Source organism: Micromonospora echinofusca, assembly GCF_900091445.1.
Taxonomy (GTDB): Bacteria; Actinomycetota; Actinomycetes; order Mycobacteriales; family Micromonosporaceae; genus Micromonospora; species Micromonospora echinofusca.
Genome location: NZ_LT607733.1, coordinates 1166774 through 1180278, shown reverse-complemented (window position 1 = coordinate 1180278; position 13505 = coordinate 1166774). Strand labels below are relative to the sequence as shown.

Annotated in this window: 11 protein-coding genes; 8 read left to right on the top strand and 3 right to left on the bottom strand. The window is 77.1% G+C overall.

Features of this window, described 5'->3' with window-relative positions:
- Positions 1-152: 152 nt before the first annotated feature.
- From GA0070610_RS05405 to GA0070610_RS05400, 3 genes are all read left to right on the top strand, one after another.
- Positions 153-839 (top strand): BON domain-containing protein, encoded by a 687-nt coding sequence (locus GA0070610_RS05405; protein ID WP_088998994.1) that lies wholly within the window; start codon positions 153-155, stop codon positions 837-839.
- Between the two features lie 82 nt (positions 840-921).
- The gene (locus tag GA0070610_RS31650; protein WP_269458864.1) at positions 922-1044 is read left to right on the top strand and encodes a hypothetical protein; all 123 of its coding nucleotides are present in this window, start codon (positions 922-924) and stop codon (positions 1042-1044) included.
- Positions 1041-1586, top strand: coding sequence for a DsbA family protein (locus GA0070610_RS05400; RefSeq protein WP_088998993.1), 546 nt, complete (start codon positions 1041-1043; stop codon positions 1584-1586). Before GA0070610_RS31650 ends, GA0070610_RS05400 begins: the two co-directional genes overlap by 4 nt.
- A gap of 43 nt (positions 1587-1629) precedes the next feature.
- Here GA0070610_RS05400 and GA0070610_RS05395 read toward each other — a convergent pair whose 3' ends face one another.
- Complete coding sequence (locus GA0070610_RS05395; protein WP_392567290.1) at positions 1630-4707, bottom strand: LuxR C-terminal-related transcriptional regulator; 3078 nt, start codon at positions 4705-4707, stop codon at positions 1630-1632.
- A 132-nt stretch (positions 4708-4839) separates the two neighbouring features.
- On the opposite strand from GA0070610_RS05395, the gene GA0070610_RS05390 reads away from it, so the two are divergent.
- From GA0070610_RS05390 to serS, 5 genes are all read left to right on the top strand, one after another.
- On the top strand, positions 4840-5277 hold the full coding sequence (locus GA0070610_RS05390; RefSeq protein WP_231925923.1) for a hypothetical protein: 438 nt from the start codon (positions 4840-4842) through the stop codon (positions 5275-5277).
- A complete protein-coding gene (locus GA0070610_RS05385) occupies positions 5274-6452 on the top strand; it encodes an alcohol dehydrogenase catalytic domain-containing protein (RefSeq protein WP_088998991.1) in 1179 nt (392 codons plus the stop codon). Before GA0070610_RS05390 ends, GA0070610_RS05385 begins: the two co-directional genes overlap by 4 nt.
- 43 nt (positions 6453-6495) lie before the next feature.
- Positions 6496-7677: a saccharopine dehydrogenase family protein gene (locus GA0070610_RS05380; RefSeq protein WP_088998990.1), complete on the top strand. Its 1182-nt coding sequence runs from the start codon at positions 6496-6498 to the stop codon at positions 7675-7677.
- 139 nt (positions 7678-7816) lie between these two features.
- Entirely contained in the window at positions 7817-8890 is a 1074-nt protein-coding gene (locus GA0070610_RS05375; RefSeq protein WP_089003293.1) for a DNA polymerase III subunit beta family protein, read from the top strand.
- 106 nt (positions 8891-8996) lie between these two features.
- Positions 8997-10280, top strand: coding sequence for a serine--tRNA ligase (serS, locus tag GA0070610_RS05370; protein ID WP_088998989.1), 1284 nt, complete (start codon positions 8997-8999; stop codon positions 10278-10280).
- Between the two features lie 25 nt (positions 10281-10305).
- On the opposite strand, the gene GA0070610_RS05365 is transcribed toward serS, so the two are convergent.
- Together GA0070610_RS05365 and GA0070610_RS05360 are read right to left on the bottom strand one after the other, a co-directional pair.
- Complete coding sequence (locus tag GA0070610_RS05365) at positions 10306-11772, bottom strand: NADH-quinone oxidoreductase subunit NuoF family protein (RefSeq protein ID WP_088998988.1); 1467 nt, start codon at positions 11770-11772, stop codon at positions 10306-10308.
- On the bottom strand, positions 11769-13226 hold the full coding sequence (locus tag GA0070610_RS05360) for a ferric reductase-like transmembrane domain-containing protein (protein WP_231925922.1): 1458 nt from the start codon (positions 13224-13226) through the stop codon (positions 11769-11771). Before GA0070610_RS05360 ends, GA0070610_RS05365 begins: the two co-directional genes overlap by 4 nt.
- Positions 13227-13505: the final 279 nt, after the last annotated feature.

The window sequence follows — 13505 nt, the reverse complement described above, 5'->3', positions numbered from 1 at the left end:
GGAACGCGCTCACCCTAACCGACTCCACGGGCCACATGGAAGCGCTCCCAGCAGTCGCCCGGGTCGGGTGAGGAAGCCTCACCCGCCCCCGCGTCAGGATCGGTCCCGGCGGAAGCATGCGCATCGGGCAGCTATCCCGTGAGGAGTGACAGATGGCCATCGAGACGATCAGCCGCAGCGACCAGGACATCCAGTCGGCCGTCCTCGACGAGCTGGCCTGGGAACCCCGGGTACGGCCGCACGAGATCGGCGTGACGGTCGTCGAGGGCGTGGTGACGTTGACCGGCCGGGTGGACAGCTATGCCAAGAAGTGGGCCGCCGAGCGGGCGGCGCACCGGGTGACGCGCGTCCGGGCGGTCGCCAACGACCTGGCCGTACGTCTCGCCACCGGCGCGGAACGCGCCGACCCGGACATCGCCGCCGCGGCCGGGCACGCGCTGGAGTGGGACGCGTTCGTTCCCCTGGAGCAGCTCGACGTGACCGTCTCGCAGGGCTGGGTCACGCTGCACGGCGAGGTGGAGTGGGAGTACCAGCGCCGCGCCGCCGAACGCGCCGTGGCCCGGCTGACGGGCGTACGCGGGGTCAGCAACGGCATCACCGTCCGCCCCGACACCCGGCCGGACGGGCACGCCCTGGCGATCCGGATCGTCGACGCGCTGGCGCGCAACCGGGCCACCCCGGCGGAGCGGATCACCGTCCGGGTGCACGGCGACACGGTGGTGCTCGGCGGCCTGGTCCACTCGATGCCCGAGCGGGCCGAGGTGGAGCGGACCGTCTGGTGCGCGCCGGGCATCCGCGAGGTGCAGAACCACATCGCGGTCGCCCCGGTGCTGGACTGAACGGGCGTGCCCATCGGCGGACAGGGGCAACCACCCGGGCGGGGTGAGCCGCCCTCACCCCGTGGCGGGAAGGGTGGGAGGCATGACTGATCCGAAGGGGCCGACCCGACCCGGGCCCGCCACGGCCCGGTCCTGTCTGCCGGCCGCCCTGCCCGGGGCCGCGCCGCAGCGCCTGCACGCCGGATCGGCGGTGAGCACCCGATGAGCACCCCGCTCCAGGTCACCGCGCGCCTACGGACCCCGGTGACCGACCACGACCACGTGCGCGGGCCGGTCGACGCGCCGGTGACGATCGTCGAGTACGCCGACTTCCAGTGCCGGTTCTGCGGGGCCGCGTACGCGAACCTGCGGGAGCTGCTGCGGCAGCGGGCCGAGACGGTGCGGCTGGTGTACCGGCACTTCCCGATCACCAACATGCACCCGTACGCCGAGCAGGCCGCCGAGGCGACCGAGGCGGCCGGCCGGCGCGGGCAGTTCTGGGCGATGCACGACTGGCTCTACGAGCACCAGGACCAGCTCGACCCCGTGCACCTGTCGCTCGGCATGGAGCAGCTCGGCCTGCCCGCCGACGAGGTCGCCGCGGAAGTGGAGCGGCAGGCGCACGGCGACCGGGTGCGGCGCGACTTCGTGGGCGGCATCCGCAGCGGTGTCCACGCCACCCCGACGCTGTTCGTCAACGGCACCCGCCACGACGGGGACTACGACGTCGCGGACCTCCTGGCGGCGGTCGACGCCGCCACCCCCTGACACCCGCCGCGCCCCACCCGCGCCCCACCGCCCCGCGTCACGGTCAGATCAGGTGGAGGTCGCGGGCTCGGCGGACGGCTTCGCGGCGGCGGGTGGCGTCCAGCTTGCGGTAGATGTTGCGCACGTGGGTCTTGACCGTGTTGACCGACAGGGACAGCTCGGCCGCGATCTCCACGTTCGACAGGATGCTCTGCAGGTAGCGCAGGATCGTCAGCTCCCGCTCGGTCAGCGGCTCGTCGAGCGCCGCCGCGCCCCGTTCCGCCGGGGCCCGCTCGGGCGGCGCGTCGGCACCCCGGACCAGGTCGCTGACGGTCGGCCAGTGCGCCGTACCGGCGTCCAGGTGCGCGGCGAGCAGGTCACGGACCCCGGGCTCGGCGCGGGTGAACGGCCGCCGGAAGCCCTCCGGCCCGGCCAGGTCGAGGGCACGCTCCAGCAGCCGGCCGGCCCGCCGGTCGTCGCCCGCGCGCCGGGCCAGCACCGCGTCCAGCACGGCGGCGTCCAGGCGTACGGGCAGCGGCCAGCCGGCCGCCTCCGGCGACTCCCAGTCGGGCAGCGCGTACCCGGCGGCGCGCGGGTCGCCGGCACGCAACTCCACCCGGGCGAGCGCGACGGCCAGACACGGGGCGGCTGTCGGCGACGGGGCGACAGCCGGCGACGGTGGGGCGGCGGTGTCGCGTACCGGGTCGGTGAGCAGGTCGCGGGCGGCGGTCAGGTCGCCCCGTGCCGCGCGCAGGTCCGCCTCCACGGCCAGCAGCCAGTGCGCCAGCTCGCCGGCCCGGGGCCGGTCGGTCAGCCGCTCCCGCGCCTCGGCCAGCACCCGGTGCCCCTCGGGCAGGTCACCGGCGTCGCGCAGCAGGTACGCCCGGCACAGCGCAGCCACCGCCCCCACCACGGGCTCGCCGGTGGCCGGCCCGGCCAGCGCCAGGTTCGCCTCCGCCTCCTCGGGCTGGTCCCGGTGCAGCGCGACCAGGGCCAGGGCCAGGTACGCGTGGGCGCAGTCCTCCCGGCAGGACCAGCCGTGGCAGGGCGGCATGGCGAGGGCGTCCCGGGCGAGGGTCTCGGCGGCCCGCAGCTCGCCCCGGACTGCGTGCAGCACGGCCGCCCGGCTGGCGCAGACCAGCTCCGTACGCGGCCGGCCGGCCTCCCGGGCCGCCGACAGCGACCGGGCGAAGGCGATGGCGGCCCCGGGCAGGTCCCCGTCCGCGAGGTCGGTGAGGCCCAGCGCGGTGCCGGCCACCGCCCGCACGTCGGCGTCCTCTGCGGCGGCTCCGCGCGGCTCGCCCGACACCGGCGCGATGAGCAGCCCGTCGGCGGTGCTCTCCGGCTGCGCCGGTTGCCGCGCTACCCCACCGGCCACCGGGGACGGCACCGCTGCGGCCGACACCGCCGACGAGGGCGACGGCGCCGGTGGGGCGGGACGGGTGGCGAGCAGCCGGGCGGCGGCGGCGCGTACCGCTCCGGGGTCGCCGGACAGCCGGGCCAGGGTGAGTTCCAGTGCGGTGACCAGCCGCCGGAACCGGTCCCGGCGCGGCGCGGGCAGCGTCCGGGCGGCCTCGACCGCGCCGCGCAGGTGCCCGGTCGCGGCGGTGACGTCGCCGGCCCGGGCCCGCTCGGCGGCGCAGGCCAGCCCGAGTTCCGGATCGCGGCGTACGGCCTCCGGCGGCGGGGGCGCGGGCGCCCGGCCGGCGGGCGTGTCCCGGTCGTACGGGATCAGCTCCGGCCAGCGGGACACGAAGAGCGCGGCGGCCCGCCCGTGGTCGCCGCCGGCGAGCGCGTGGCGCAGCCCGTCGGCGGGCCGCCCGTTGTCGGCGTACCAGTCGGCGGCGCGCAGGTGCAGGTCGCGCAGCTCGTCGGCGGGCAGCCGGCCCAGCTCGGCGTGTAGCAGGTCGGTCAGGAGCTCCGGGCAGCGGTACCAGGGTGGGCGGCTGTCGTCGCGGCGCAGCAGCCCGCCGTCGCCGGCCAGGCCGGCCAGCGTCTGCCCGGCGTCGGTGCGCCCGGTCAGCGCGTCGGCCAGGCCGGCGCAGACGGCGTCGGCGACGGCGGAGCGGCGCAGCACGTCCCGTGCGTCCGGGTCGAGCCCGGCGAGCACCTCCTCGCGCAGGTAGCCGGCCACGTCCGGCTGGTCGCCGCCGAACTGCTCGGCCCAGCGGGCCGGGTCCGGCTGGTCGCGCAACGCCAGCGCGGCGAAGCGGAGCGCGGCCGGCCAGCCGCCGGTGCGCTCCCGCAGCCGGCGCACCCCGGCCGCCGGCAGCGCCACGGCGTGCGCGGTCAGCAGGTCGGCGACCTCGTCGCCGGTGAAGGCCAGCTCGTCGGGGCCGATCTCGGTCAGCTCCCCGGCCAGCCGCAGCCGGTGCACGGCCAGGGGCATCCCGGCGCGGGCGCCGACCACCAGCCGCAGCCGCTGCTCGGCGTGGCGGAGCAGGAACTCCAGGCCCGTCAGCGCCGCCGGGTCGGTGATCCGGTGCAGGTCGTCCAGGACCAGCAGCACCGGGCGTTCCCGGGCGGCGAGGGCCGCGGCCAGCACCTCCAGCTGGTCGGGGCGGGGCGGCCGGTCGGGCACGGGCGGGTACGGCGCGTCGTCGGCGGGCGCGGTGGCCGCGCGCAGTGCCGCCGCGAGGTAGGCCCAGAGCCGGTTCCCGTCGTCGCCGACCTCCACGGAGACCCAGGCCGCCCGGGGCCGGTCGGGTCGCGCCGGTGCGCCCGCCGCCGCCCCGAAGTCGCCGGGCGCGGCGCCGGCCGGCCCGTCGTCCCGGGTCCCCTCGGCGGCGGCGGTCACCGGCCCCTCCCCCACCCGGCCCCGGTGCGCACCGGCCTCGTCGGCCGCCCGGAACCAGGAGGCGAGCAGCGTCGTCTTGCCCCACCCCGCCGGGGCGCGGACCAGGGTGACCGGCCCGGCGGTCCCCTCGTCCAGCGCCCGCAGCAGCCGGGGCCGCAGCACCAGCGGTTCCGGCGGCGGGGCGGGGCACAGCCGCGACGCCAGCAGCGGCGCGCCGGCCGACCCGTCCGCGACCGCGACGACCCCTGTGTCCCGTACGTGCTCCGGCATCCGGCCCGCCCTCCACCGATGCGTCCACTCCCCCAGGTCCCGCGGGCGGCGGTTACCCGGCGCGGGCCCGTTCACCCCTTCGGGGGGACCCGGCTTCACCCCGCCCCGGACGATGCTGGGCGTACGCGGGCGACCGGCCGCGCGCACGGGTGCGCGTCCGGCGCGGGGAGCGACGGGGAGGCGGGCAGGGTGGACGGGCGGGGACGGATGGGACGCCTCGCGGGAGGGGCCGGGGCGGCGCTCGCCCTCGCGGCGGCGGGCCGGGCGCTGGCCGTACGACGACGGGGGTCGGCGTGGCCCGGCGCCGCCGGCGCGGATCCGCGGCCCGGGCGCTGGCAGGTGGTGACGGTCGACCGCGCGCCCGGCGACGTGCTGCCCGGTGGTCGCTGGCCGGAGCCGCTGCGCCGGCTCGGCGCCGCGGTTCAGGTCGAGCTGCGGCCGGCGCCCGGCTGCCGGGGCACGGAGCTGGCCGCCCGGCCGGTGCCGGGTGCGGCCCCCGCCGGCCTCGCCGCCCACCTGGTCGGCGACGACCCCGGCCTGCTGGTGCGCCGGGCGTTGTGGGAGGTCAAGCAGCTCGCGGAGACCGGCGAGGTGCTGCGCGCGGACCGTCGGCCGGCCGACCGCCCGGCGGGGCCGCCGCGATGAGGGCGCTGTGCTGGGTGGGCGCGGGCGAGCTGGCGGTACGGCAGGTGCCCGACCCGGAGCTGCGCAACGGCCACGACGTCATCGTGCGGGTCCGGCGGAGCGCCACCTGCGGCGGTGACCTGCCACTGCTGGCCGGGCGGGTGCCCTTCCTCGCCGTCGGCGACGTGCTCGGCCACGAGTTCCTCGGCGAGGTGGTCGAGGTCGGGCCGCAGGTACGCCGGCACCGGGTCGGCGACCGGGTGGTGGTCTGCTCGTCGGTGGCCTGCGGCGGCTGCTGGTACTGCCGGCGCGACCTGCCGTCCTGCTGCGACAACGGCAGCGCCGACCCGGCCGTCGCCGAGGCGGCCTGGGGTCACCCCACCGGGGGCGCGTTCGGTCAGCCCCGGGCGATGGGCGGCTTCGCCGGCAGCCACGCCGAGTACGTCCGGGTGCCGTACGCGGACGTCGGCGCGTTCACCGTGCCGGAGGCGGTCGCCGACGACCGCGCCCTGTTCGCCTCCGACGCCGCGCCGGCCGGCTGGATGGGCGCGGAGCTGGGTCAGGTGCGCCCCGGCGACGTGGTGGCGGTCTGGGGTGCGGGCGCCGTCGGGCAGCTCGCGGCGCGGGCCGCGCGGCTGCTCGGCGCGGAACGGGTCGTCGTCGTCGATTCCGAGGAGGGGCGGCTGCGCATGGCCGAGCGGCACGCGGGCGCGGAGACGATCGACCCCCGTCGCGCCGACGTCACCGCCGAGCTGCGCGAGCGCACCGGCGGGCGGGGCCCGGACGTGTGCGTCGAGGCGGTCGGGGCGACGTGGAACGGGCACGGCCTCCGGTCGCTGGCCGACCGGTTCGCCGGCGGCGCCGAGCGACCGGCCGCGGTCCGCGAGGCGGTGCACGCCTGCCGCAAGGGCGGCTCGGTCTTCCTGCTGGGCGAGTTCACCGGCTTCGTCGACGCCTTTCCGCTCGGGGCCGTGACGAGCAAGGGGCTGACGGTGCGGGGCGCGCGGCAGCACGGGCAGCGCTACATCCCGATGCTGCTGGAGCGGATGGCCCGCGACGAGCTGCGTACCGAGCATCTGGCCACCCACCGGCTGCCCCTGGAGCGGGGCGCGCAGGGGTACGCGCTGTTCCGGGACCGGACCGACGGCTGCGTGCGCGCCGTGTTCGACCCCGACCTCCCGCCGTCGGCCGGCTGAGCGGACCGCTGCGACCGGCCGCGCCGGGTGACAGACTCGGCGGATGGGTGAGCAGCGGACGTACGACGTCGTCCTGTTCGGGGCGACCGGCTTCACCGGCGGATTGACCGCCGAGTACCTGGCCCGCAACGCCCCGCCGGGGCTGCGCTGGGCGCTCGCGGGACGCAACCCGGACAGGCTGGCCGCCGTACGGGACCGGCTGGTCGCGATCGACCCGGAGCTGTCCGGGCTGCCCCTGCTCACCGCCGACGTCACCGACGCGGAGTCGCTGCGGGCGGTGGCCGAGAGCGCCCGGGTGGTGGCCACCACCGTCGGCCCGTACGTGCACCACGGGGAGCCGCTGGTCGCCGCCTGTGCCCGCGCCGGCACCGACTACCTCGACATCACCGGCGAGCCCGAGTTCGTCGACCTGATGTACGTGCGCCACCACGCCGAGGCCGAGCGCACCGGGGCGCGGCTGGTGCACGCCTGCGGGTTCGACTCGATCCCGCACGACCTGGGCGTCTGGTTCACGCTCAAGCACCTGCCGGACGACGTGCCGATCACCATCGACGGCTTCGTCCGGGCGGGCGGGCGGTTCTCCGCCGGCACCTACCACTCGGCGCTCACCGCCTTCTCCCGTACCGCCGAGGCGTCCCGGGCGGCCCGCGAGCGGCGGCAGGTCGAGCCGCGACCGACCGGCCGGCGGGTACGCGCGGTGCCCGGCCGCCTCGCCCGTTCGAAGGAGCTGGGCATGTGGACGGTGCCGCTGCCGACCATCGACCCGCAGGTGGTCCGCCGCTCCGCCGCCGCCCGCCCGGAGTACGGGCCCGACTTCCGCTACCGGCACTTCGCGGCGGTGAAGCGGCTGCCCACGGTGCTGGCCGGCGGGGTCGGGCTGGGCGGCCTGGTGGCCCTGGTGAAGCTGCCGCCGACCCGGCGCTGGCTGCTCGGCCGGCTCGCCTCCGGGCAGGGGCCGACGCCGCAGCAGCGGGCGAAGTCCTGGTTCCGGGTCCGGTTCGCCGGCACGGGCGGCGGGCGGCGGGTGCTGACCGAGGTGGCCGGCGGCGACCCCGGCTACGACGAGACGGCGAAGATGCTCGCCGAGTCGGCGCTCTGCCTGGCCGGCGACGACCTGCCCGCCACGGCGGGCCAGGTCACCCCGGTGACCGCGATGGGCGACGCGCTGCTGGACCGCCTGGTACGCGCGGGCATGACCTTCCGGGTGCTGGACACCCCGGGCTGACAGGTGCGGAACCCCGGACCGGACGGGTCCGGGAGCCGGACCGGACGGGAGCCGGACCCTCGGGGCGGGCGGGAGCCGGGGGCGGCGGGTTGACCCTCGACCAGGTCGAGGCGGCAGGATCAGCGGCGTGGAGAGCGACCTGCGCAGCATCGGTGAGCTGGCCCGCGCCAGCGGGCTGACCGTGAGCGCCCTGCGGTTCTACGACTCGGCCGGGGTGCTGGCCCCGGCCCTGGTCGACCCGGTGACCGGCTACCGCTGGTACACGGGCGACCAGGTGGCGCCGGCCCGCCTGGTGGCCGGGCTGCGCCGGGTCGGCATGCCGGTGGCCGAGATCGCCGCTGCGCTGCGGGTCGAACCGGCGCAGGTCCACCGCCTGCTCGACGCGCACCTGCGCCGGCTGGAGGACGGCCTCGCCGACGCCCGCCGCGAGCTGTCCCGGATCCGTACGCTGATCGACGCCGGGGAGCGCCCGACGGCCACCAGCCTCGTGCTGTCCCGCGTCGACCTGGCCGCCGCCGTGGACGCGGTCCGCTTCGCCGTCGGCGCCGATCCCGAGCTGCCGATGCTCTGCGGCGTGCTGATCGAGTCCGACGCCGACGGCCTACGGCTGGTGGCGACCGACCGGCACCGGCTGGCGGTAACGCGGGCGGGCGCCCGGGTCGACGGGCCGGCGGTGCGGGTGCTCGCCCCGGTCGCCTTCGTCGACGAGGCGCGGGCCCTGCTCGACGCCGCCGCCGAAGATGTCGCCGCCGAGGCGGTGCTGACGGTGGCCGGCGACACGGTCTCGGTCACCGTCGCCGGCCGCGCCGTGGACGCCGCCGCCCTGCCGTACGACTTCCCGGACCACCGCCGCCTGCTCCGCCCGGCGGCCGACGGCGGGCCGGCGCACCGGCTGACGATCGACGCCGACGCCCTGCGGGCGGCCCTGACCAGCGCCGACGCCCCCGTCGTCACCCGCCGGCACGACGGCGTCCCGCTCGCGGTGACCGTGCTCGGCCCGGACGGCCGGGGCGGGGTGCGGCTGCTCGGCGCGGACGAGCTGACCGGGGACGCGTTGCGGGTCGGGGTCAACGGCGGCTACCTGCTCCAGGCGCTCGACGCGGCCGGCCGGGGCCAACTGCTGCTGGAACTGGACGGCCCGATCGCCCCGCTGGCCGTACGCCGGCCCGACGACGTCGACGTGTTCTCCATCCTGATGCCCATCCGGCTCTGACCGCCGCGTCCGGCGCGGGTCGTGGAGACCGGGCCGGGGCGCGGCCGGGCCGCGACGGTAGCATCGGTGGGTCCACCCGACGTCCGGACGGAGCGTACGGAGCAGCATGCTCGACATGGAGTTGATCCGGAAGGATCGCGAGGCGGTGGCGACCGCGCTGGCGAAGCGACTGGATCCCGCCGAGGTCAACCGCGCCCTGGACGAGATCCAGCGGCTCGACCAGGAACGCCGCGCCCTGATCAGTGGGATCGACGGCGAGCGGCAGCGCCGCAAGGCCGAGGCGCGCGCCTACGCGGCGGCGAAGCGCGCCGGCACCGAGCCGGAGGTCTCCGCGCCGGAGGCGGGCCGCAAGCAGCTCGCCGAACTGGAGTCCGAGCTGGACGAGGTGCAGGCGCGGCTGCGCACCGTGATGAGCGAGCTGCCCAACCTGCCGGCTGACGACGTGGTGCCCGGCGGCAAGGAGGCCAACCGGGTCGTCCGGACCTTCGGCGAGCCGCCGGCGATCGAGAAGATCCGCGACCACGTCGAGCTGAGCCGGATGCTGGGCCTGGTCGACCACGAGCGCGGGGTCAAGCTCGGCGGCTCCGGCTTCTGGATGTACACCGGCATGGGCGCCCGGCTGGAGTGGGCGCTGCTGAACTTCTTCGTCGACGAGCACATCCGGGCCGGCTACGAGTTCCTGCTCCCGCCGCACCTGCTGCTGGACACCGCCGGGTTCGCCGCCGGGCAGTTCCCCAAGTTCTACGACGACGTCTACCACCTGGACCGGGAGTCCGCCCCGCGCGGGCAGTTCCTGCTGCCCACCTCGGAGACGGCGATCCTCGGGGCCTACCAGGACGAGATCCTGGAGACGGCGAAGCTGCCGCTGAAGGCGTTCGCGTACACCCCGTGCTACCGGCGTGAGGCGGCCGGCTCGCACTCCGACGAGCGGGGCACCGTCCGGGGCCACCAGTTCAACAAGGTGGAGATCTTCCAGTTCTGCCTGCCGGAGCAGGCCGACGCCGCGCTGGAGAAGATGCTGCTGCACGCGGAGAGCCTGGTCGAGAAGCTGGGGCTGCACTACCAGCGCACCCTGCTGTCGGCCGGCGACGCCAGCGCCTCGATGAAGAAGACCCTCGACATCGAGGTGTGGATGCCGAGCACCGGCAAGTACAAGGAGGTGTCGTCGGTCTCCTGGGCCGGCGACTACCAGGCGCGCCGGGCGGCCATCCGCTACCGCGAGCCGGGCGGCAAGCAGACCCGGTTCGTGCACACCCTCAACGGGTCGGCGCTGGCCACCAGCCGCCTCTTCCCCGCCATCCTGGAGCAGTTCCAGCAGCCCGACGGCTCGGTGCTGGTGCCCGAGGTCCTCCAGGCCCGCCTGGGCACCGACCGCCTGACCCCCCGCTGACCCGCCGCCTCACCCCCGCCCCCGCTCAGGGGGCGGGGGTGAGGCGCAGCGCGAGTTCGGGGCAGACCTTGACCGCCTTGCGCGCGCCGTCGCGCAGCCACGTCGGCACGGGAGTGGGCGGGAAGGCGGGGTAGCCGTTGCCGTCGAGCCGGATGAAGTCCGGCACGACGTGCGCGCACAGCCCGTGCCCGTCGCAGCGGGACCAGTCGAGGGTGAGCCGCTGCGGATCCGCGTCGGGCGCACCGGGCAGCCCCATCACCGCCCGGACCCGCCGGCCGCAGCCCTCGCCGGTCGTGTGCAGCCGCAGGTCCTCGGCGAACACCTCCATCGCGGAGAGCGCGAAGCGGGCCGTACCGTCGGGGTGGCTGCACGCCCCGCGACCCTTCACGTCTCCGGCGGCGGCGCGGACCACCTCCACCGGGGCGCTGCCGGCGACCGCCAGGTCGACGGCGCGGGCCAGGTCGGGCAGGCCCATCCGGCACGGGCCGCACTGCCCCGCGGACTCGCCGGCCAGGTAGCGCACCACCTGGGCGGCCTCGCCGAGCGGGCAGGTGTCCGCGCCGAGCGGGACGACGATGCCCGCGCCGAGGGTGCCGCCCACGGCGGCCAGCCCCTTGCGGGAGATCTCCGCCCGGTCGGCGGCCTCCCGGGTGATCCACCTGCCGTGGTAGCCGCCCGTCAGGACGCCCGGGCCGTCCGGCACCTCGCACAGGTCGAGGATCTCCCGCAGCGCGGTGCCGGCCGCGCACTCCACCACCGCCGGGCGGCCCGCCGCGCCGGTGACGGTGAGCAGCACGGTGCCGGGCTCGTCGTCGGTGCCGAGCGCCGCGTACTCGTACGGGCCGAGGCGGGCGGCGACCGCGAGCTGGGCGTACGTCTCGGCGTTGGAGAGCAGGGTGGGCAGGCCGCCGACGCCGGAGTCGCTGGAGCGCCGCTTGGTGCCCGGCGGGATATGCGGCAGGCCGTTGATGCCGTTGACCAGGGCGCCGCCCTCGCCGGAGATGAACCGGTGCGGCACGGTGACGATGCTGGTGGGCACCGGCATCCGGCGTTCCTCCAGCGCCTCGGTCAGGGAGGCGCGGCCCACCCCGTCGTCGGCCACCCCCACGACGATCTCGTCGGCGTCCAGCGCGTACGCGGCCAGCGCGGCGCCGTCGAGGATCAGGTGCGGGGCCCGGGTGAGCAGCACCTTGTCCTTCCAGCTCGCCGGCTCGCCCTCGGTGGCGTTGACCACCACCACCGCCGGAAGGTCCCGCCGTTCGCAGGACTCCAGCACCGCGCGGAGCTTCCTCGCGAACGGAAAGCCCGCGCCCCCCTTGCCCTTGAGCTGGACGCCCTCGGCGAGCCGGAGCAGGGTGGCCGGTTCCATCGGCCCGACCGGCCCGTGCACCTCCTCGTGGGCGGGCAGGTCGAGCCGGCCGTACTCGGCGAAGCCGGCGGTGAGCCGGGGCTCGCCGACGCAGGCCACCGGGGGCACGGTCGTCCGCGTCACTTCGCCTCGCCCCGCAGCCCCGCCCAGTACGCCCCGTCGACCGCGTCGGCGTTGACCCGGCGGCGGCGCGCCGACCGGCTCTCGCCGGCTGCCCGGCGCGCCCGCCGGGAGGCGAGGTCGACCAGGGTGGGGGTGTCGTCGGCCGGCAGCGGGACCTCCTCGGGGACGTACCGGACCGGGGGCCGCCAGTAGTCCGGTTCGAGGTCCAGGTCGTCCTCGGCGCTGTGCCGCCCGCCGCCGCTGCGCGGCGCCGTCGAGACCGAGGCGGAGGAGACCGGCCCGGCCGAGACCGGCTCCGCCGGGACCGGGTCGCCGGACTGCCAGCGCCGGGGGCTGTCCCAGGGCTCCTCGGGCTCCTGCCCGCGTCGGCGACGTCCGGTGGGCGCGGGTTCCTCGGCGTACCGGCGACCGGCCGGGGCGGGGGTCTCCTCCCGGCGCCGTCCGACCGGGACGGTCTCCTCGCGACGGCGGGGGCGGGCCGGGTCGCGGAGCGTGCCGGGCTCGGGCACGACCGGCACCGTGAACCGATCGGGGTCGCGGCGCCGCGCGACGGGGGCGGGCCAGGAGCCGGTGACCGTGGCGCCGGCCCAGGCGACCGCGCGCCCGTCCGGCTTCGCCGCCCGGTCGGCGCGTCGGGTCAGGCCCCGCAGCAGCGACCGGCCTGGGGCGTCCTCCGCCGGCCGGCCGGCCAGGGCCTGGTTCATCGCGGCGGCCTGGTGCTGCTCGCGGCGGCGCCGGCCGAGGCTGACGGAGAGGCGCACCAGCAGCGCCAGTCCGACCAGCAGCACGCAGGCGAGGTAGCTCAGCAGCACCCAGGGCTTCGCGGGCCGCCCGGCGTTGAGGCCGTGCACGATGGCGAACGGCCAGGAGAGGTACGCGGCGGAGTGCAGCGTGCGCCAGAGCCACTTCGGACCGACCCCGGCGAAGCGGGCCCGGACGATCCCGGTCCAGAGCACGCTCACCATCAGCAGCGCGGCCACCGTGCCGAGGCCGACGTAGAGACCCCGCCCGCCGACGAAGGGAACCACCGCGTCGGTGCTCGCCGCGCGGCCGGTGGCGATCTTCGTGAGCACGTGGAAGACCAGCCCGGCGACGCCGAGGATGCCGGTGGCCCGGTGCGCGGACTGGAGCAGCACCCGGTGGCGGATCAGCAGCACCAGCCGGTCGGTGGCGAGCAGCCCCATCATCACGGTGAGGCTCAGCGCCACCAGGGCGACGACGCCCGCGAAGAACTCCGTGAAGAAGAAGCCGTACGCGTACGCCGTCGAGCCGGCGCCGGTCAGCATGGTGGCGGCCCACAGCGCGGCGAGCGCGGACGCGGTCAGCAGGGCCACCGCGGACCGGGACCGGCTGCGGGCCCCCCGGCTGGTGCTGGTGGTCCGGACTGTGGGCGGCTTCTGGTTCCGTTGTCCCCGGGCCATCTGCTCCTCGATCGTCTCGCGGCGGCGCACCACCGGCCGACCCTGTTCGCCATCGAGTACGGACCGGCGGGGCGGGCGGATCACCGCCGCGCGGAAATTCCTCGCACCGGCGCCGAACCGCCGGACGTGGGCGGCCCGGACGCCCTCGGCCACCCCGCCGAGACATCCACACATGCCCATGCATTGACAGATCTTGCAATGCGCTTGTAACCTTTCGGAAATTTTCAATCCATACTGCAAGACCCCGGCATGGTCGGGCCCTCCCCCGGCCTCGCCACACCCCGCCCCCCACACCCCCTTCAGGAGTCCTCC

Coding starts and splice junctions, on each gene's coding strand:
- serS (WP_088998989.1), top strand. CDS start 8,997: ATGCTCGACATGGAGTTGATCCGGAAGGATCGCGAGGCGGTGGCGACC.
- GA0070610_RS05400 (WP_088998993.1), top strand. CDS start 1,041: ATGAGCACCCCGCTCCAGGTCACCGCGCGCCTACGGACCCCGGTGACC.
- GA0070610_RS05380 (WP_088998990.1), top strand. CDS start 6,496: ATGGGTGAGCAGCGGACGTACGACGTCGTCCTGTTCGGGGCGACCGGC.
- GA0070610_RS05405 (WP_088998994.1), top strand. CDS start 153: ATGGCCATCGAGACGATCAGCCGCAGCGACCAGGACATCCAGTCGGCC.
- GA0070610_RS05385 (WP_088998991.1), top strand. CDS start 5,274: ATGAGGGCGCTGTGCTGGGTGGGCGCGGGCGAGCTGGCGGTACGGCAG.
- GA0070610_RS31650 (WP_269458864.1), top strand. CDS start 922: ATGACTGATCCGAAGGGGCCGACCCGACCCGGGCCCGCCACGGCCCGG.
- GA0070610_RS05390 (WP_231925923.1), top strand. CDS start 4,840: ATGGGACGCCTCGCGGGAGGGGCCGGGGCGGCGCTCGCCCTCGCGGCG.